This window comes from Prevotella sp. oral taxon 376, from assembly GCF_003043945.1.
Taxonomy (GTDB): Bacteria; Bacteroidota; Bacteroidia; order Bacteroidales; family Bacteroidaceae; genus Prevotella.
On sequence record NZ_PYXG01000001.1, the window covers coordinates 1,641,325 to 1,661,028 of the forward strand.

The 19,704-nt window shown below is 52.4% G+C and carries 18 protein-coding genes; 8 read left to right on the top strand and 10 right to left on the bottom strand.

Annotated features, from left to right (window positions below; translation table 11 throughout):
- Positions 1-483 precede the first annotated feature (483 nt).
- The 4 genes from C7120_RS07170 to C7120_RS07185 all read right to left on the bottom strand — a co-directional run bounded on the left by C7120_RS07170 (position 484) and on the right by C7120_RS07185 (position 2,813).
- Positions 484-1,080, bottom strand: coding sequence for a DNA-3-methyladenine glycosylase I (locus tag C7120_RS07170; RefSeq protein ID WP_107620949.1), 597 nt, complete (start codon positions 1,078-1,080; stop codon positions 484-486).
- 15 nt (positions 1,081-1,095) lie between these two features.
- The gene (locus C7120_RS07175) at positions 1,096-1,914 is read right to left on the bottom strand and encodes a TerB family tellurite resistance protein (RefSeq protein WP_107620950.1); all 819 of its coding nucleotides are present in this window, start codon (positions 1,912-1,914) and stop codon (positions 1,096-1,098) included.
- A gap of 114 nt (positions 1,915-2,028) precedes the next feature.
- The gene (locus C7120_RS07180; protein WP_107620951.1) at positions 2,029-2,355 is read right to left on the bottom strand and encodes a nucleoside triphosphate pyrophosphohydrolase family protein; all 327 of its coding nucleotides are present in this window, start codon (positions 2,353-2,355) and stop codon (positions 2,029-2,031) included.
- On the bottom strand, positions 2,352-2,813 hold the full coding sequence (locus C7120_RS07185; RefSeq protein ID WP_107620952.1) for a type I restriction enzyme HsdR N-terminal domain-containing protein: 462 nt from the start codon (positions 2,811-2,813) through the stop codon (positions 2,352-2,354). The genes C7120_RS07180 and C7120_RS07185 overlap by 4 nt, the downstream gene beginning before the upstream one ends.
- A gap of 58 nt (positions 2,814-2,871) precedes the next feature.
- Here C7120_RS07185 and holA point away from each other — a divergent pair, with 58 nt between their 5' ends.
- The 4 genes from holA to C7120_RS07205 all read left to right on the top strand — a co-directional run bounded on the left by holA (position 2,872) and on the right by C7120_RS07205 (position 6,833).
- Entirely contained in the window at positions 2,872-3,900 is a 1,029-nt protein-coding gene (gene holA / locus C7120_RS07190; protein WP_107620953.1) for a DNA polymerase III subunit delta, read from the top strand.
- A 778-nt stretch (positions 3,901-4,678) separates the two neighbouring features.
- Positions 4,679-5,110 carry a helix-turn-helix domain-containing protein gene (locus tag C7120_RS07195; protein ID WP_107620954.1) on the top strand — a complete coding sequence of 144 codons (432 nt, stop codon included), beginning with the start codon at positions 4,679-4,681 and terminating at the stop codon, positions 5,108-5,110.
- A gap of 53 nt (positions 5,111-5,163) precedes the next feature.
- Complete coding sequence (locus C7120_RS07200; protein ID WP_107620955.1) at positions 5,164-5,931, top strand: dihydroorotate dehydrogenase electron transfer subunit; 768 nt, start codon at positions 5,164-5,166, stop codon at positions 5,929-5,931.
- Complete coding sequence (locus tag C7120_RS07205) at positions 5,925-6,833, top strand: dihydroorotate dehydrogenase (RefSeq protein WP_107620956.1); 909 nt, start codon at positions 5,925-5,927, stop codon at positions 6,831-6,833. The genes C7120_RS07200 and C7120_RS07205 overlap by 7 nt, the downstream gene beginning before the upstream one ends.
- A gap of 99 nt (positions 6,834-6,932) precedes the next feature.
- On the opposite strand, the gene C7120_RS13770 is transcribed toward C7120_RS07205, so the two are convergent.
- Positions 6,933-7,118, bottom strand: coding sequence for a hypothetical protein (locus tag C7120_RS13770; protein ID WP_146154210.1), 186 nt, complete (start codon positions 7,116-7,118; stop codon positions 6,933-6,935).
- 196 nt (positions 7,119-7,314) lie between these two features.
- Here C7120_RS13770 and C7120_RS07215 point away from each other — a divergent pair, with 196 nt between their 5' ends.
- The 4 genes from C7120_RS07215 (at position 7,315) to C7120_RS13900 (ending at position 11,793) form a co-directional block, all read left to right on the top strand.
- Positions 7,315-7,929, top strand: a complete 615-nt coding sequence (locus C7120_RS07215; protein ID WP_107620958.1) for a TetR/AcrR family transcriptional regulator — start codon at positions 7,315-7,317, stop codon at positions 7,927-7,929.
- A 46-nt stretch (positions 7,930-7,975) separates the two neighbouring features.
- On the top strand, positions 7,976-9,730 hold the full coding sequence (locus tag C7120_RS07220; RefSeq protein ID WP_107620959.1) for an ABC transporter ATP-binding protein: 1,755 nt from the start codon (positions 7,976-7,978) through the stop codon (positions 9,728-9,730).
- Positions 9,731-9,755: 25 nt separating this feature from the next.
- Positions 9,756-11,501, top strand: a complete 1,746-nt coding sequence (locus C7120_RS07225) for an ABC transporter ATP-binding protein (RefSeq protein WP_107620960.1) — start codon at positions 9,756-9,758, stop codon at positions 11,499-11,501.
- Between the two features lie 142 nt (positions 11,502-11,643).
- The gene (locus C7120_RS13900; RefSeq protein WP_158267355.1) at positions 11,644-11,793 is read left to right on the top strand and encodes a hypothetical protein; all 150 of its coding nucleotides are present in this window, start codon (positions 11,644-11,646) and stop codon (positions 11,791-11,793) included.
- A gap of 166 nt (positions 11,794-11,959) precedes the next feature.
- Here C7120_RS13900 and C7120_RS07235 read toward each other — a convergent pair whose 3' ends face one another.
- The 5 genes from C7120_RS07235 to C7120_RS07255 all read right to left on the bottom strand — a co-directional run bounded on the left by C7120_RS07235 (position 11,960) and on the right by C7120_RS07255 (position 19,437).
- On the bottom strand, positions 11,960-13,849 hold the full coding sequence (locus C7120_RS07235) for a GH25 family lysozyme (protein WP_233247040.1): 1,890 nt from the start codon (positions 13,847-13,849) through the stop codon (positions 11,960-11,962).
- 90 nt (positions 13,850-13,939) lie between these two features.
- A complete protein-coding gene (locus C7120_RS07240) occupies positions 13,940-14,644 on the bottom strand; it encodes a DUF3307 domain-containing protein (RefSeq protein ID WP_107620962.1) in 705 nt (234 codons plus the stop codon).
- A 2-nt stretch (positions 14,645-14,646) separates the two neighbouring features.
- Positions 14,647-15,282 carry a hypothetical protein gene (locus C7120_RS07245; protein WP_107620963.1) on the bottom strand — a complete coding sequence of 212 codons (636 nt, stop codon included), beginning with the start codon at positions 15,280-15,282 and terminating at the stop codon, positions 14,647-14,649.
- Between the two features lie 535 nt (positions 15,283-15,817).
- Positions 15,818-16,009, bottom strand: a complete 192-nt coding sequence (locus C7120_RS07250; protein ID WP_107620964.1) for a hypothetical protein — start codon at positions 16,007-16,009, stop codon at positions 15,818-15,820.
- Positions 16,006-19,437 carry a leucine-rich repeat domain-containing protein gene (locus C7120_RS07255; protein WP_107620965.1) on the bottom strand — a complete coding sequence of 1,144 codons (3,432 nt, stop codon included), beginning with the start codon at positions 19,435-19,437 and terminating at the stop codon, positions 16,006-16,008. The genes C7120_RS07250 and C7120_RS07255 overlap by 4 nt, the downstream gene beginning before the upstream one ends.
- Positions 19,438-19,704: the final 267 nt, after the last annotated feature.

Here is a 19,704-nt window from a genome sequence, read left to right on the forward strand (position 1 = left end):
TCAAAATACCATTATCTGGTAATATAATACCATTTTATATATTGATTATCTGCAGTATATCACAAGTGGCAAGGCTCTTCAGTGCACGGTGCAAGCCTATATATAGATAGGTCTTGCACCATGCACTGAAAAATTGTAGCCACAAGCTTTCTAAAACATTTTTAGTCAAATATTTGGAAGATGTATCATCTTTTTGTAACTTTGAACCCGAAAACAAGAAGTCTATGCTACTTCTGTGCGTTCTCTCAAAAATATCTGAAATGGCTACAGATTGGCTACAGTAAAAATTGAGGTTCGGCTAAATTTCTGAATATCAAGGACTGATATAGGTAAGTTCATTTCCCTCCAGGTCCACAGGAAGAAATGGCGGTGTCCTTTAGGAGCCGCCATTTCTTATGGATATTGCCGCTTGATTGTTTTTGAGGTGGGAGGAAATGGGCCCCGGGAGGTGGATGGGGGCGACAGGGCAGGGCGCTTCTGGCCTCACGGGCGGAACTCGATGTCCGCCACCCGGTTGATCTCGTCGTGCCTGAAGCAGTGCGGCTGGTGGTCGTTGATGATGCCGATGGCCTGGAGGTGAGAATAGGTAATCACGGTGCCCACATATCTGAATCCCCGTTTCCGGAGGTCTTTCGCCACGAGGTCGGAAAGCTCGTTCCTGACGGGAGCTTCGCCCTGGTGCGACTTGTAGACCAGCGTTTTGCCTTGGGTGAACGACCAAATATAGCGGTCGAAGCTGCCGAACTCGTTCCTGACCCTGATGAAGCAGGCGGCGTTTGAGATCACGGCCTCGATTTTCCGGCGGGAGCGGATCATGCCTTCGGTGCCCATGATGCGCTCGATGTCTGACTCTCCGAAGCGCGAAACTTGCTCGAAGTCGAAGTCGGCGAAACACTTGCGGAAAACCTCCTGCTTGCGGAGCATCAGCTCGAAGCTGAGCCCGCACGACAGGCATTCCATCAGGAGAAACTCATAGTGGCGCCGGTCGTCGTGCACGGGATTGCCCCATACATGGTCGTGATAGTCCTGATAGACTCCCGGATGGCGGTTCCACGCCCAGTTGCATCTTTCTTTATTCATGTTTCTTGCGGCTGTTCAGAGGCCCCGGGCCCTGTAGATGCGCTCCTTGGCGTCGTTGATTTCCTGAAATTTCTTTTCCGCCGCCTTCTTGATATCTTCCCCGAGGGTGGCCACACGGTCGGGATGGTGGCGCAGGGCCATTCTCCGATAGGCGTCCTTCACCTGGCTGTCGGTTGCGGTGGAGGCGACGCCGAGCACACGGTAGGCCGACTCGAGGTCTTTCTGCCCGAGGTTGAGCATGGAGTCGAGGTCGGCCGCGGAGAGGTTGAGATGCTGCGCCACCTCCCTGAGCGCGTCGATTTCGGAGGCATCGACATGACTGTCGGCCCGGGCTATCATGAGCAGGAAGTCGAGCAGTTGCAGCCGCTGCCCGTAGCTCATGTTGGCCGCGATCTGCCGGCAGCACTTGCGGATGGTGTCGCCGTATTCGTAGGAGCCCATCTTTTTCGCCTCCTCGAAGAGACGGAGGAGTATCTGCTCGCCCTGCTTCACGGCAGTCTCGCCGAAGTTCCGGCGGAGGAACTGCCTCACGAGCTCCATCTCGGAGTGCATGATCCTGCCGTCGGCCCGGATGATGTAGGAGGCCAGGACGAGCAGGGAGAAGAGGAAGCTGTTGCGCTCGCCCTCGTAGGTCCTGCGCTGCCGGTAGGTGTGTTGCCGGTCTTGGGAATAGCCGTCGTGGGCGTTGCCGCTTGAAGAGGTGTTGTCGGCGGTGTTCACGGAGTTGAGTCCTGCGTCGAAGAGCGCGCCAAGGGCGAAGCCCGCCAGTGCGCCGAGCGGTCCTCCGCCCATGATGAATCCTAAGAAGCCGCCGATCCATTTGCCTGTTGCCATGTCCTGATGTCTTTGTGCGAGGGGCCCGGAAGGCCCCCGCTGGTTTTGTCTGTGGAATATAACTGCCTGCAAATCTACTGCTTTTTTGCAGATTCGGGCAGGTGATAAGGAAGATTAACGATTGTCGCCGTTCCCGTGGAGCATGTCGCGCTCGTCGCGCGACTGGATTTTCTCGAGGTTGAGCCGTGCGATGTCGTCGAGCCGGTAGCCCATGTCTCCGGCAATGGCGGAGACATACCACAGCACATCCCCCAGCTCCTTGGCAATCTCGAGTTTCTCGTCCTCGTCGAAGACTCCGTCGTTGTCTCGGATGGTTTTCTTCACTTTCTCGGCCACCTCGCCGGTTTCTCCCGCAAGGCCGATGAGCGGATAGACCATGCGCAGCTCCCGGGGGTAAACGGAGGTCTTGCCGGCTGCTTCCTGATATTCGTTGAATGTCATGTCTGTTGGATATTTTGATAGTCTGGAATCTCTTCTAAATATAAATATTCTTGATGGTCATAATCCATCTTGCAACAGTAGCTCTGCATGCCGTTGCTGACCACGAGATAGTCTACATGCAGCAGCAGGTTGTATGCGCCGACCTGTTCGAAGGCCTTCTGCGTGAGCGGGATGTCGGGAGCCTTGTATTCAATGATCATGCGGGGGTGGAGCCTGGTGTCATAGAGCACGGTGTCGGCGCGGAGCTTCTTGCCGTTGCCCACCTGCAGGTTCACCTCGTTCGCGAGTAGGGAAGAGGGATAGCCCCGGTGCTCGATGAGGTAATGGACGAAGTGCTGCCTTACCCATTCTTCGGGGGTCAGCGCGACATATCTCCTGCGCAGGACATCCCAGATGGCGGGCTTTTCCGTCGTGCCCGATAATTTTATTTGGAAATCAGGGAGGTTTAATCGAATCATTTTATTATCTTTGCATATACCTTACAAAGGTAGGAAAAATAATCGATAATCCTCGACAATGGCTGAAAGAAAGAGTGCATCCGCTACATATGATTCCATCATGGGGGACCTGAGGGCTCGCAAATTCTCACCTATTTATATATTAATGGGCGAGGAGGCGTATTATATCGACAAGATTTCGGACTATATAGCGGAAAATGTGCTCCAGCCGGAAGAGCGCGACTTCAACCAGACGGTTCTTTTCGGGGCAGATGTGTCGGCTTCACAACTGGTCGACCTTGCCAAGGGATATCCCATGATGGCTCAATATCGCGTGATTATCGTGAAGGAAGCCCAGAACCTGAAGGCTACGGAGCCCCTTGAAAAGTATCTCGATAGCCCCGTCCCGTCTACGATTCTCGTTCTTTGCCATAAGAATGGCAGCATCGACAAGCGTAAGAAGATCGTTCCGAAGGCCGCTGCCGTAGGGGTGGTGTTTGAAAGCAACAAAATGCGCGAGGCTGATCTTCCCCGGTTTGTGGAGAATTACCTGAAGCAACACGGGGCCTCCATCGACCCGAAAGCGGCATTTATGGTGGCCGATCATATCGGTACGGATTTGAGTAGGCTGATTTCCGAACTAGACAAGGTCCTGATTTCTCTGTCGGAGGAGAAGCGAGTTACCCCCGAAATCGTGGAAAGACAAATCGGGGTGAGCAAGGACTTCAATCCGTTTGAACTGAGAAATGCCATCGTAAACAGGAATATTTACAAGGCAAATCAGATTATCAAATACTTTGACAAAAACCCAAAGGCAGGTTCCCTGTATGCATTCCTGCCTCTGCTCTTCAATTATTTCCAGAATCTGATGATAGCTTATTATGCCCCGCAGAAAACCAGCCGGGATTCTGTAGCCCAGTTTCTGGATTTGAGATCGGGGTGGGCGGCTACTGACTACATGACCGGAATGAGAAATTATTCGGGTATGAAGACCATGCAGATCATTCATAAGTTTAGAGAGATAGATGCCAAAAGTAAGGGTCTGGATAACCCAAATACTCCTCCCGGAGACCTGATGAAGGAGCTAATTTTCTTCATTTTGCACTAAAAATGCCGTTTTTTCCTCTATTTTGAGCTAGAATCGCGACTTCTCATAGCCCCTTTTTTTGCCTTAACTCCTTTGTTTTTGAGGAGGTTAAGCCATTTTAACCCTCAAAAATAGGGCCGTTTTTACATCCACTTGAGCACTAATCCTGAAACTCGCCCAAATTTCCCAAAAACCTCTATTCGGCAAGAAGAGAATTCATCGTTAACTTTCTTTTGTGTTTTAGTTTGCGTATTTTGGATTTATAAATGTGGTATAACGGGTGTTAATGTATTGTATTTCTTAATCAACATTTATACAAATATACAAATCTACAAACGCTTATATTCGTGTTTTGTAATCCGAAATAACGATTCGGATAACTTAATTATATAAATATCCATTCTTCTGCCATGACATTAAATCATTAATAATCATCGTTTTAGTGAGTTATCCTATATGAATATACGGTTTTGGGTGTCTATATAGCACAGTAAAGTGAATATTTTATATAGATTTCCGTATGAGTTCTGTAAGTAATTGATTTATAGTCAGTATACTTTCCTGAATCCTTTCTTTTTCTTCTTTGTAAAGGATTCTTTGTTGAAATTCGTGTTTGCATATCAAAATCAAAACCGAATCGGATGCTGGTTTGGTAATTTGAATTTGTTGATTTTCGAATCGGATATTTGGAATAGTAAATAATTCGGGAATTTGTTGTAAGTCTCAAAAAAATGATTTATCTTTGTAAAGTCAAGCTGAAGTCGGCTTTTGGACCTATTTTTAGAGCAGGTTTAGGAAAATGAAGGATAGAATTTTGGAACTTATGAAGAGTCAGCACATGACTCAACAGACTTTTGCAAATTTTCTTGGTATTGCTCCGGCAACACTGAGCAGTATCTTTAATGGTAGGACGAGGCCGACATTAAATATTGTGGAGGCTGTGAAGTCCAAGCTTCCGGGAGTGTCGACCGACTGGTTGATGTTCGGTACCGGTCCCATGTATCAGGATGAGAAAAACTCATCCTCGAATGAAAACTCAACCGGAGAGACTTCTCCTCTTGAGCCCGTTCTCGATTTCGGGCTGTCCCCTGCCACTCCATCGGTGGTCGACGGGCAGAAAAACTCACCTAAGGAGATTGTGAAAATAATTGACAGACCGCAACGAAAGATAACAGAAATCAGAATTTTCTTTGACGACCAGACTTGGGAATCTTTTCTTCCCAAGAAGTAGATTCTCCAAAATATTCGTTACCTTTGCAATATAAATCCTTGCAAAACGAATATATGAAGAAGTCGTGTATTGACTTGAGGGTTGTTGGCGTTGAGCATTTAAATGAGAAATATGTTCTTTTGAGGCTTACCGACAGCGCCCCTTTGCCTGAGATGATGCCGGGTCAGTTTGTCGAGGTCAAGGTCGACGATTCTCCTCAAACTTTCCTCCGTCGGCCTATTTCCATCAATTTTCTCGATGAGGAGCGCAACGAATTGTGGCTCTTGGTGGCGGCCGTTGGCGCGGGAACGCGCCGTATGGCCCGCCTGAAAGTCGGCGACGCGCTGAACTGCGTGCTGCCGCTGGGCACCGGATTCACGATGCCCCAAACCCCTGACGAGCGTCTCCTGCTCATCGGCGGGGGTGTCGGCGTAGCCCCTCTTCTCTATTTCGGGAAGAAGATTTGGGAGTTCGGAGCCCGTCCTACCTTTCTTCTGGGTGCCCGTTCCGCTGCGGATTTACTGGAGTTAGACGAGTTCGCCAGGTATGGAGAGGTATGTGTTACCACGGAGGACGGCTCCCTCGGCGAGAAGGGATTCGTAACCGACCATTCCGTGCTCGGTTCCCGGTTTGACCGGATATCCACTTGCGGTCCCAAGCCGATGATGCTTTCCGTGGCCCGGTATTCCCGCCGGTCCGGCATCGAGTGTGAGGCCTCGCTGGAGAACATGATGGCTTGCGGACTGGGGGCCTGCCTGTGCTGTGTGGAGAAGACCACGGAGGGAAACCTCTGCGTATGCAAGGAAGGGCCAGTGTTTAATATTCGGAGGTTGTTATGGTAGACTTACATGTAAAGATAAATGATTTAGAGCTGAGGAATCCGGTGCTGACGGCCTCGGGCACATTCGGCTACGGTTTGGAATTTGCCGACTTCGTGCCCCTTGACGGTTTGGGAGGCGTTATCGTAAAAGGTACTACGCTGCGCGCGCGCGAGGGCAACGACTATCCCCGCATGGCGGAAACCGCCTCGGGAATGCTGAACTGCGTGGGGCTCCAGAACAAGGGCGTGGACTATTTCCGCACGCAGATTTACCCCCGGATAAAGGACATCGACACGCATATGATCGTGAATGTGAGCGGAAACTCGCCGGAGGATTATGCCGAGTGTGCCGCTCGCATCGACGAGCTCGACAGGATTCCTGCCATCGAACTGAACATTTCCTGCCCGAATGTGCATCAGGGCGGCATGGCCTTTGGCGTTACCCCGGAGGGGGCGTCGTCGGTGGTCAGGGCCGTCAGAGCCCGCTATCACAAGACCCTCATCGTCAAGCTCTCGCCCAATGTTACGGATATTGCCGACATCGCGCGGGCCTGCGAGGCCGAGGGAGCCGACAGCGTGTCGCTCATCAATACGCTGATGGGCATGGCGATAGACATCGAGCGGCGCCGGCCCGTATTGAGCATCGCGACCGGCGGACTGAGCGGACCCGCCGTGAAGCCCGTCGCCCTCCGCATGGTCTATCAGGTGGCCAGGGCCGTGAAGATTCCCGTCATCGGCCTCGGGGGCATCTGCACGGCCGAGGATGCCGTCGAGTTTCTCATGGCGGGAGCCACCGCCATCGAAATCGGGACGGCCAATTTCCTCGATCCTGCCGTTACGATCAAGGTCAGAGACGGGCTCGGTGCCTGGCTCGAGGCGCATGGCTGCTCCTCGGTCAGCGAGATTATCGGCTGTCTGGAGTAGCCGGATCGTCGGCAGCAGGGCCACGCCCCCTTGCCTCCGCCCGTCTTTCGGCGGGCGCACGGATGGGAGTGTCATCGCGGGAAACGGCTTCCGGGGGTGTTACACACGGCTTGTAATGTCGTTACAAGCAGCGTGTAATCGTGTTACAAGCCGTGTGTAATTCCTCCGTGAGCCCGGCTCGATTTCCTCATGAGCTTTGCGCCCTGCCGCCTTATGAATGCCTGTTCCGTTGAAATGATGGCGTCGCTTGCCATCAAGTTCCATGTATTCTTTGCGAAATACCAATTTTTAGGTATTTTAGAGTGTTTGTTTATTTGCTATCTTTGCGGCATGAAACTGTGGCTTATGACAAGAATCAAACACCAAATACAGCCGGGACATGGATTCCCAACCTATCAGACGCATCGTTTAAAAGAAGAACGGTGCGTTTTTTTTGTGACCGAAACAGAACAATGTTCATTATTGCTAAATTCCATTCTACATGCAGACGCAGAAAGATGACATACGGCGGCGTCTCCTCGTGATAGCTCGCGAGGAGTTCATCGCCCATGGCGTAAGATGCACCTCCATTCGTACGGTGGCGCGCAAGGCAGGTGTTGCCGTGGGAAATGTATACAACTATTTCAGTAGTAAGGACGAACTGTTCCGCGAAGTGCTCCATCCGCTCATCGACGCGCTCAATCGTTATCTCCTGTCGCACAACGAAGAACAGCACTTGAGCATTGAAGTATTCAGCGTGAGGAAGTTCCAGGATGAATACATCATGGCTATGAGGACGCTCGTGAAGAACTTCCGTCCCGAACTCCGGCTGCTGCTCTTCCATGCCGAGAGCACCTCCCTCGCCGGGTATAAGGAAAGGATTATCGAGCATCAGACGAGAATAGGCATGGAATATCTGTGCCTGATGAAAGAGCGTTATCCCGGTATCAACATCGATATTTCCCCTTTCTTCCTCCATATTGCCAGCTCCACTTGGATGAGTATTCTCTCTGAGCTTGTGGAACACGATGAGTACGAGGAACGGGAGATAGAGCGTGCGCTCGAGCAATATGTAGCTTATAGCATGGCGGGCTGGAAAGAACTGATGAAAGTGTGAGGGAGTGTAACTCTTCAACTCCTTCAAGTTAAAAATAAATAAAGATATGATAAAGATTCTCAAACGCTTAGGGACTTACATGGGAGGGCGCAGACTGTTGCTTCCCTGCTCTGTTGTGCTGTCGGCAGTGAACGGACTGCTGTCGCTCGTACCCTTTATTTTCCTGTGGTTGGTGGTGCGCACGCTGCTCACTGCCGACGGAAACCTTGCCGATACGCCCGTATGGGACTATGCCATTGCGGCGTTCGTGGTGTCGGTGGCGAATGTTCTGCTCTATTTCGCCGCCCTCATGCTCTCGCATCTTTCCGCTTTCCGCATCGAAACCAATATGCGGCGCACTGCCATGGAACGGCTGATGCGGGTTCCGTTGGGCTTTTTCGACACGCAGAACACGGGGCGTATGCGCAAGATAATAGACGAGGATTCGAGCCAGACCCACACTTTCGTGGCACATATACTGCCCGATGTGGCAGGCAGCGTGGTGGCTCCGATAGGCATCATAGTACTTCTGCTTGCCGTAGACTGGCAGTTGGGCATTGCCGCAATGATGCCGATAGTGTGCGCCTTCGGCATCATGGGCTACATGATGAACCCTAAGAACAACGATTTCCAGCGTATGTACCTCGACGCACAGGAGAAAATGAGTGCCGAAGCCGTGGAGTACGTGCGCGGAATACCCGTTGTGAAAGTCTTCCAACAGACGGTATTCTCGTTCAAGCGGTTCCACGACAGCATCATCAACTACCGCGACCTCGTCATCAAATACACCCTTTCGTGGCGCACACCCATGTCTGCTTACACCGTAACCATCAATGCTTTCGCCTTTCTGCTGGTGCCTACGGGCATCATAATGATAGGGCACGGCGGCGAAACAGCGGTCATCGTTGCCGATATGGTGCTCTATGTGCTCATCGCACCCGTCATTGCAGCCAATGTAATGAAAGCCATGCACCTCAGCCAGAACCTCTTTTTGGCAAACGAAGCGGTAGACCGGTTGGAGCAACTCACCGCTACGTCGCCGCTTCCCGAGAGTTCCAATCCCGAGAAAGCAGCGGCCTTTGACATCAGCCTGCGCAATGTATCGTTCCGCTATGAGGGAGCGGAGCGCGATGCCGTGAGCCACATCAGCCTCACCATTCCCGAAGGAAAGACGGTAGCGCTGGTGGGAGCGTCCGGAAGTGGAAAGACCACCATCGCAAGGCTCATTCCCCGTTTTTGGGATGTGCGTGAAGGCACTTTGAGCATTGGCGGCGTCGATGTTCGGCACATGGATAAGGCAACGCTGATGCGCAGCGTGTCGTTCGTCTTCCAGAACACCCGCCTGTTCAAGACCACCATTTTGGAGAACATACGCTACGGCAGTCCCGAGGCAACCATGGAACAAGTGAACCGTGCCGTAGACCTTTCGCAGAGCCGTGAGATCATCGACCGCCTGCCACGAGGTCTGGACACCGTTATCGGGGCCGAAGGCACCTACCTCTCCGGCGGCGAACAGCAGCGTATCGTCCTAGCCCGTGCCATCCTCAAGAACGCCCCCATCGTGGTGCTCGACGAAGCTACCGCCTTTGCCGACCCCGAAAACGAGCACCTTATCAGGCAGGCATTTGCCCACCTGACTTGCGGAAAAACCGTGCTCATGATAGCCCACCGACTGACCACCGTGCAAGATGCCGACAACATTGTCGTGGTGGACAACGGCAGAATAGCCGAACAGGGTACGCACCAACAACTCATGGAGCAAGCCACATTATATTATAAGATGTGGAACGAATACCAGAAGTCGGTGGCATGGAAACTATAAAACCTAACAGAAAGGACATAAAACTATGATTAAATATCTTCAACAACGGTTCGCCCTTACCGAGAAAGGAGCGAAAGACTTGCGGAAAGGCATCGCCTGCTCTACATTGATGAACCTTGCATTGATGCTGCCGCCCACCTATTTGTTCTTCTTCCTTATGGAGTACATTGACGCCAAGCCCTCCACCGAGCCGCACACGCTGTGGTTCTATGTGCTTGTGGCAGTGCTCTTGGCTGTGTTTATGTTCTTCTTGGCTCGCTTTCAGTACGACAGCACCTACACCACCGTCTACAACGAGAGTGCGCAACGCCGCATCGGAGTGGCAGAAAAGCTGCGCCGACTGCCCCTCGCTTTCTTCGGCGAACGCAACCTTTCCGACCTCACCTCCACCGTGATGGAAGACTGCACGATGCTCGAGCAAACCTTCTCGCACGCTGTTCCCCAGCTGTTTGCGTCGGCTCTGAGCGTCGTCATCATCGCCGTGGGCATGTTCTCCTACAACTGGCACTTGGCTTTAGCCCTCTTTTGGGTTGTTCCGCTCGCCGTAACCACCCTGCTGTTGTCGCGCCGTCAGCTCCACAAAGCCTTCGTTCAGCATTATAAAGTGAAGCGCGGCGTAACCGAACAGATACAGGAAGGGCTGGAATGTATGCAGGAAATAAGGTCGTACAGTGGCGAACAGGCATACTGCCGCAGCTTCGACAAGCGGCTGAAGGGCTACGAACGCGAGCTGGTGCGCGGCGAACTCGTGGCAGGAGTCTTCCTCAACCTCGCCGGAATGCTGCTCAAGCTCGGTATGCCCACCGTTATATTGGTGGGAGCGTGGCTGTTGCAGCAGGGCGAAGTGTCGGTATTCACCTACTTGGCTTATCTCTTGGCATCGGCAATGGTCTACAATCCCATTATCGAAGTGTGCAACTACCTTGCCCTTCTCTCCTTCCTCGACGTGCGCATCAACCGTATGAAGGAAATAGAAAACATGCCTACGCAGGAGGGAAATGCAGATGTACAACTCGAAAACTACGACATCGAGTTCCGCAACGTAAGTTTTGCCTACGAAACCGAGAAGCAAGTGTTGCACGATGTGTCGTTCACTGCACGCCAAGGCACCGTTACCGCCCTCGTGGGGCCGTCGGGTGGGGGCAAAAGCACTACGGCCAAGCTCGCCGCACGCTTTTGGGACATTGCCGACGGACAAATTCTTGTGGGTGGAAACGACATCTCGAAGATTGACCCCGAAACGCTGCTGAAACACTATTCTATTGTTTTTCAAGACGTATTGCTGTTCAATGCCTCTATTGCCGACAATATCCGCATCGGCAAGCGTAACGCCACCGACGAGGAAGTGCGCCACGTTGCCCGAATGGCGCAGTGCGATGACTTCATCAGCCGAATGCCGCAAGGCTACGATACCGTCATAGGCGAAAACGGCGAAACCCTTTCGGGTGGCGAACGGCAACGCATTTCCATTGCCCGCGCCCTGCTGAAGAATGCCCCAATAATACTTCTCGACGAAGCCACCGCAAGCCTTGATGCCGAGAACGAGACGAAAATACAAGCGGGTATTTCCGAACTGGTGCGCAACAAGACTGTCATCATCATAGCCCACCGTATGCGTACCGTACGCAATGCCGACCACATAGTGGTGCTTAGCGGCGGTACGGTCAGCGAACAGGGCACGCCCGACGAGCTGCTGGCCCGGGGTGGCGAGTTCGTCCGAATGGTGGAGTTGCAACAGGAAAACAGCGTTTCCCGGCATAGGGAAAGCTGAAAATCATCGTTGGGAACAAAAAACGCCCACCGTTTTCATCAAAAATCGTCGTGGAAAGCAAAAACACCCGACGTTTTCATCAAAAATCGTCGTGGAAAGCAAAAACTCCCGACGTTTTCATCAAAAATCAAATGAAACCACAATGAAAATCGAAAAAATCAACCATAAATTCAAGCAACTGGAGAGAGGGTGGTCTGCCATCGCCCGACGGCACAATGACTGGTGTCATGCTAAAACTGCGGCCGTTCCCCGCAGGCAGCGTGTGGAAGCAAACGAGCCACATAGCGCCTGACATGCTTACGGGCAAGGCAACCGGGCGCGTCATCGAGCAGGGCACGGGTTTTCGCCCGCAGGCAAAGCCCCGCCCGTCTCCAGCTCGCACCCCATTTATCCTTGATTCGTTCTGATTTTATTGATTGGCTGAAAGACAAAAAGTCCTTGGGTCTTTTGCGGGCGCATTATTGACACCCCTCCGCAAACTTGTTGAACTCCTTCCTGTAGCCATTGAAGACATTGATGTCCACCTCTCCGCGGATACCGTCCACCCTGCCGTCGGGGCTCAGCTGCCAGTAGACGAGTCTCACATCGGGCTTGTATTCGCCGTAGCGGGCTATCCACACGGGGTAGTCGCGCTTGATGTCGGGGGCATAGGGGAGGTGGTTGTTCACGAACATCTGGCTGATGTAGAGCACGGGTTTCTTTCCCGTGCCCTCTTCTATGGCCTTGAGCCATGTCCTGACGCCTGTCCACAAGGCCTCTTCGCCTCCCATCTTGCGAATCTGCGAGGGCAGGGGCTCTACATCCAGCACGGGCGGGAAGTCGCCCTTCTGCACCTTCGAGTTCTTTAGGAACCACTCGGCCTGTTTCTTGGCGGGCGAGGTAGTGGAGAAAAAGTGATAGGTTCCCACGGGAATGCCCCGCTTGCGTGCCTGCCGATAGTCGTCGGCATAGTATTTGTTGAGCACCGTGGTGCCTTCGGTCGACTTGATATAGAGGAACGAGACGGGGTAGTCCACCTTGCCTCTGACGCGCTTACGACTGAGGGTTCCCAGCTGGGTGATGCGCAGCCGGTCCCATTCGATGGGGTAGTGCTTCCTGCCGATGTCGTGCTGGAATCGCGAGATATCGATGCCGTAGATGCGTTCCGAGGTGTAGATGAGTCGCTCTCCCCGATAGACATCGTGCTGCCACTCTCCCGCGTGCAGCAGCGAAGCCGGGCCGATGGCGAATCCGAATCCGCTGCGCTGTCCCTCCGTCCATTTGCCCTCGTAGCGTATGCCGTCCGGGTTTATGAAGATGCCGTGCCCCGTAGGCGTGCCGTGCCGGTTCATGTCGCCGCTGTAGGTGCCCGTGGCGTCTGTGCGTGTACCATAATATAAGGTGTCGTCGGCGAAGAGTCCGTGCGTTCTCCTGCCGCTCGAGTCGACGCAGAGCCCCGCGCCCTCGCGCTTGCCGTTTTTGAAATAGCCGGCGTATTCTATGCCCTCCTTGGCATATCTTATTCCATAGCCCGTATATGGGTTTTGCTGGAAGCCGTTAGAAGCATCGCTTTTAACGGCTAAAAGGCTCGTAATTTGCGGCTTCCGACAGGCCTTGAAGCCGTCTTCGGCATAGCGTTCGAGGAAGTATTGCTCCTTGACCGACCTCAGCCAGGGCCACAGGCTGACGGCCGCTGCGGTGAAGGGCTTGATCCTTGAGCGGGTGCGAAACCTCATGTAGGAGTCGCCTTCGCCCCGGTTGGTCCAGTCCACGGTCTCCCGGCGCAGCCTTCCCCTTGTCCGGTAGACCACGGCATGGCGCGTCGTGAGCCTCACCTCGGCATTCCGTCTGATCAATGCCTTTTGCAGAAGCGAGTCTACATGGCGCAGGGAGTCGATGCTGGTGTTTATTCTCAGTGCGTATCGGTATATCTCCGTGTAGCCCTCATCCTGCACGCCGTGCACGCGGAGGTAATATCTCAGCTCTCTCTGCTGGCGCTCCAGGCCGCCGAGCACGGAGTCGTTGGCGGCCAGCTCCCGGGTCAGCCAGGCTCGCAGCCGCGGCGAGAAGTCGTCTTCGGGAATCTCGGTTTTACGCTCGTAGGGCGTGCTCGCCAGTCGGCCGAGGCACGAGGGCAGGAGCCACAGGCGGTTGATCCATACGGCGGGCGTGTAGGTGGTGTCGGGAGCGAACGACATGACGGAGTCGCCGTCGATCTTCAGTTGATAGGCGGAGGCATGCTCGATGAGGGCCGTGCTTCTTCTCATGACGCTTTCGGAGGGCAGCCAGAGCCGCCAGACGAGCAGTCCCGCCGCGACAAGGAGCACCGCCCCCGCGATTTTCCGGCATGTGCCTCGGTTGGTTTTCATACCTGGTTTCATGAATCCGAATGCAAAGTTATAAAGATTTTCCGAACGGGCGGCCATCGGGGCGACCGGCAAGGAGCCTCTTCCGGTTTATCACAGACATTTGACGGCATAGCCCGTCAGGATGGCGATGGTGAAGCTGGTAAGGGTTCCCACCAATACATACTCGGTGGTCTTGATGTCCCGAGCCTTGTTCAGGTCGCCGTATCGGAAGATGGACTTGGCCGCGAGGAGGAACCCGATGCCTTCCGTGCTGTCGGTGAGGATGAATGTCAGAATCAGGATACGCTCCAGGAATCCGATCCATTTGCCGGCGTCGGGCAGTCCGCCTACTGTCAGTCCGCTCTTTCCCCACCGTTTCAGGAGCAGGTTCATGAAGATAGAGGTGGGCCTGAGCACTACGGTGTAGCCTATGAGATACTTGACGAGGGTCTCCGGGTTGTCGATCAGCCGGGTTGCTTCTCCGCATAGTTCCGCGCCCTGATAGCCGGCGGCGAGCAGGGCGATGACGGTCAGGTGGGCCGCCTGGTCCAGCAGGAAAGCGCGCAGGGCGCGGCCTTTGTGCCGTGTCTTGAGGGTGTCTATCACAAAGTGCGACGCGAAAATGATCAGGGGAATCTCCCAGCGGTCCCACGCGGCGGCCAGCAGATAGGCTGTCAGGGCATGGATGCCGGAATGCACGAGCAGATAAGTCCACCTCGCTCTGTCGGCGGAGCTTTTGCCTTGGCTCATCCCGTCGGTTTGCAGGAAGAAGTCGGCAATGATGTGCGCGAGTATCAGTCGGAGTAGGAGTGGCATGTTTATTTGGCGTTAAGGGTAATCAGGTCGTGGTATCTGGTCAGGTAGGAGCGTATGAGTCTCTCCCTGGCCAGCACGGAAATCTTGCTGATGTTCTGGGGCGACTGCTGTTGCAGTTCCGCTATTTCCTTCTGAGTCTTCTGGAAAGCGATGGATTGGTAGATGACGAGCGACTGCGTGGGCGTCCAGTTCGAGATGATGTCGTCGGCGAAGAGCGTGCTCACCTTGAGTTCTTCGTTTACGCTTTCCCACCGTGTCCTGACGGCCAGGCAGCTCTTGCCCAACTCGTCGAAGGCCCTGCCCGAATACCGGAAGGCCTCTCCGTCGGAGGCGGTGATGTGACGGGCGGCAAACTCGATGCCGCCCACTCCTATGGCCATCCTTGCGTCCCAGGTGCCATCGGTGTCCTTTGGCGTGCTCTTGCGCAGTCCAGCCCTGATCAGTATGGCTATCCGCAGGGCTTCTGCGGCTTTGTCGGCAACCATCTGGAAGCTATCTCCGCGGAACACCTCGTATTCCAGCGGGGAGAGGGATTTCAGGTCGTTTACGATGTGGTTGAGTTCCTGCAACAGCCTCGGCCTCTGTTCCATGGGGATGGTGGTGGAGTTGATGATGTCTCCGGTAATGACGGCTTTCATGCTTCTTTGGTTTGAATTTCACTACAAAGATATACAAAAGAATGTAAACTCCAATGATTTCGGGTTGTTTTTTTAGAAACAACCTTTATGGTTTGCTTTTCGGGAGAATATTAAACCTTTATGGATTGTTATCCGCGAAACAACCTTGCGGCGATGGCTCTTGGGGGCCTCTGTGGCCGGCCGGGCTGTCCGGACAAGCCCCCGGCTGGGTGGCCGGCAGGGGGAAGAAGGATAAAAGATAGGGTTCTATTTGACGAAATCGCCGAAATTGTCGCACAAAATCGCCGAGATTGTCGAAGTTCTGATAAGACTTGTCTCCATTTCAGTGCGCTTCTCTAAGGCAAGTTGAATAGAAATGTTAACCCTCGTTGCCAAGTCATGAACAAAGAGCCGTGCCCCCCTATAAGGAAGCACGGCTCTTGGGTGCATATGAACGGTTTCCTTTTTGGGTTACCCGTTTTTCTTTCGACAGCCCTCCCATATGTTCTTGCTGTCAGTGCGGAGCGCATTTGGCCAGGGCCGGGCAGATGCGCTATCAATCATCCCAAGGGTTGTAATTCTTTATTCCCCAAGCGGATTCGTCATCAAACCACCCTTCCTTGGCCTCGGGATCTCCGCCGATTTCGTCATCTCCCGCCTGTGGCAGAGAGGTTTCGTACATGACAGAAGAGATATTGGCCAATATGATTTCCGTCATTGGCCTTTCGTATGTTTCCTTGATCTTCATTTTACTACTACTTTTTTACCGTTATGGATGTATATGCCTCGGGTCGGCTTGCTGACTTTCTGGCCATTGAGATTATAATAGGTGTCATCGGTTTTGGAAGCCGTGTTGTCTGCCGAATTGATTTCCTCAATGCCTGTGGTCTCATTATCATCAAAGAGAAGTGAAATCTTGGCGCCTCCCGAAACATCAATGTTGATGTATGCCTTGTGTACGCCGATGGTGAGTTTACCCTCGTTCTTGAACTGTTGCGCCTGCGATACGCGGAAAGCCTTGCCTCCGGTTACATAGAAGTTGGTCTTTCCATCTTCCGTGTCGGAGATATCCTTTGCGTCCATCGTTACAGGCTTCAGGATGTTGGCTCCTCCATAACTCCATTTGTCGTCCTCACCGATGCGGTAATAGAAGTCGGCCGGCAAGGTGCCGTCAATGGCCTTGAGCACCACGCCGGTGTTGGCTGGAATGTACAGACCATCTTTGGAAATATCTTCGCCGAGATTGATACTCTTCATGCGGATGATGCTGTTGCCGATCTTCTCGCCCGATGTGAAGGCGATCACCTTCGGGCAGTTCTTCGCTGCGTCCCAGAAAAGGCGGTTGCCGCTGTCATCGGTATCGCCGAAGTCCACATCAAACTCGCGCGAGAAGGTAGAGTATAGCTTGTTGGTCAGCGCGGGCGTGCCCTTGATTTTGTAGTCTATCTGGTTGTAGAACTGATAGTCGGCCGGGCTGTCTTGCATGGTGCCAGTCCCAGTATCCCACATCTGCTTCTTCCATTCGGTCTTGTAGTTTTCCACTACCGACTTCTTCACATAGATGTTCGTCGTGCTTGCGAACTCCTTGTAGTTGGTGTTGGTCTCGTCGAGTTCAAAGCGGGTGGTGCTCAGCATCTTCTTGGTCGGGGCATTGCTGAGGAAGAACACATTCTCGATGGTGCTGCTGTTGTCGGCGATATTGGTCATGAACGCCTTCGCGCCCACATATTCGACATAGTTCTTCACGACAACCTCCTTGATTTTGCTGCTTGCGTTCTGGAAAGCATAGTCTCCGATAAGCTTCACCTCGAGGTTTCCGTGGGTAGTGGTTTTCTCCGGGATTACGAATGTGTGCTGTGTGCTCTTGACGGAAAGCAGGTCGACCACGGTGGCGGCCACCTGCAGGTATTCGTTGCCATCCTCAACGAAGGAAGGCTGAATGCTCTTGAAGTTGTCCTTATAGAAAGGAATGGCATCGTATTGTGCCTTTAGGTCGCTGCGCACATAGATGTTGATGTTTGCGGGCATATTGGTCGTGCCTGCCGTTCCATCGTCGAAACTCTTGTGATTGGGACGCTGGTCGATATTGTCCGGGCTAATGGGCTCTTCGCAGAGGAAGGCGATGTCTTTCAGGTTCTTGCAAAGACTGAAGGCACGGTCGCCGATTTCGGTTACCTTGTTCGGGATCATCACACTCGTCAGGTTCACGCACTCGAGGAAGGCGAAGTCGCCGATCTTCGTGATCGAAGGGGGCAGGAGCGTGAACTTGGCATGCGCCTTGCCGTGGGGGAAGAGCACGAGGGTCTCCTTGTTCTTGGTAAGTAGATAGCCGTCAACGCTGGAATACCTGGTATTCTTCTTGTCGACATTGATGTCGGTCAGGTTCTCGCAATACTTGAAAGCCTCTGAACTGATGTCGGTCAGGTTTTCAGACACATTGACCACGGTCAGGGCCGAGCAGCTGCGGAAGGCCTCGCGATCCAGTTTGGTCACGCTGTTGGGGATGCTGATAGCCGTAAGACCACAGTCGGCGAAGGCACCCTGCCCGATGATCCCGATAGTGGCATCGGGGGCGAACTCGGCGGTCTTGAGACTTGAGCATCCTGCAAAAGCATTCTTTTCAATATCGGTTACGGTCTTTGGGAATACGATTTTTTCCAGTTTTGTGAGTCCGTAGAACGCGGATTCTTCTATCTTTTCCAAAGTGCAACTTCCTTTGAAATTGAACTCCCGCAATTTCTCATTAGTTCTGAAGGCATCTTTCTTGATGGTCGTCAACTTGGAGTTGTCAGGCACATTAATGACTTCTAAGTTCCTGCATGCGTTGAAAATATTGGTAACTTCGGTGAGCGACGAGGGCAGCATAACCTCTTTCAATTTCTGACACCAGCCAAAGGCGAACTTTTCAATGGTTGCTACTTTGGAAGTTTCCTTAAAGGTTAACTTCGACATGTTATATACATCATTGAACGCACTTTCCTCGATCTTCTCTACATTGTCGGAGATGGTAAGGTCTGTTATCGTACTGCATCCGGCAAAGGCATATTTAGCTATGGTCTTCACAGATGGGTCAACGGTGTATTTCCCATCGGACACATTTTTCCTTGGAGGGAAGAAATAGAGCATTGACTTGTCTTTCGAATAGACAACACCGTCAGCGACCTCAAAATTAACACAACCTCCAGGAGGGGCTTTGTATTCTTCTATATTCTGGCAACTAGCTATGGCACCTACCACATTTTCCTTTTCCAGATTTTTAGGGAGCGTAATGGATTTAAGTTTTTTGGCAGCATAGATGGATGTATTGTTGAGTTTGGTTACCTGATTCAGGTCTATGGTTTCCATAAGTTTACACTTGTCTATGGCACGGGGAGCGATCGATGTGATGCCATTAGGAACTTGATAGGTTGTAGTGGCTTTGGCACGAGGATAGGCAACCAATTCCGCATCTTTGAAAAGCACGCCACCAATGACTCTGTAAAGGGAGGTGCCACCCGCGGCGATATCAAACTCCTCCAGATCGTCAGATGGAGTGATGGTGGGGAAGCCCGTTTCCACATACTGCAAGTTTTTCGGGAGCACCAGTTTCCTAAGTCCGGTAACCTGATGGAAAGCGCTATAATAGATTTTCTCCACGCTCTCAGGTACATTATAGATTCCCTCTGTGGGATTCAGGGCTGACGGTACAGAGTAGAGTTCTTTCCCGTCTTTGGAGTAGAGACAGCCGTTGGTGTCGGACGAGAAGTGTTGATTGCCTGAAGCTACCGTTATTTTCGGCTTTGTCCCAATATTATAAAAGGCCGAATGGACAATGGTCTTAACATTACTCGGAATGGTGAGCGCTGTGAGATTGGCATCCCCGAAGCAGGCATCATCGAATTTTTCAATGGTCTCGGGCAGCGTTACTGCGGTAATATTCTTGCATTTGGCTCCGCCGCCACCTATCTGTGTAACATGGAAAGTGGTACCTTTGCCATCGTCAAAGCTACTCGGGATGGTGATAGCTCCCACCTTAGAGTCTCTTGCGCCAATGAAGGCTACATTAAAATCGGTTATATTCAGCACTTTGTATGCGAGGTCTTCGTGCCAAACCGTTTCTCCCACCGTATAGGCTTTCATCTGTATGGGAATTGCCAGTAAAAGCAATGCGAAAGTAAATAATAGAGTTCTTTTCATTTTCTTCTTTTTTAATATGAATAATTTTTTGATTATAAATTTTGTTTTGTCATATTGTTGTTTTGTTAGAAAGATAAGCTTATTTCTGGCTGCGGAACTTCGCTACCGGGTATGACAAACAAGGCAAGGACCCCCATGGAAAATCCTTTGCCGGCACTATTAATTAATATCCCGTGCGGGTCATCGCGCGCATATGCGAAAAGTTTAAGAAAGCGAGGACGCCAGTAGTATTGTGTGTGTGTGTGTGTGTGTGTGTGTGTGTGTGTG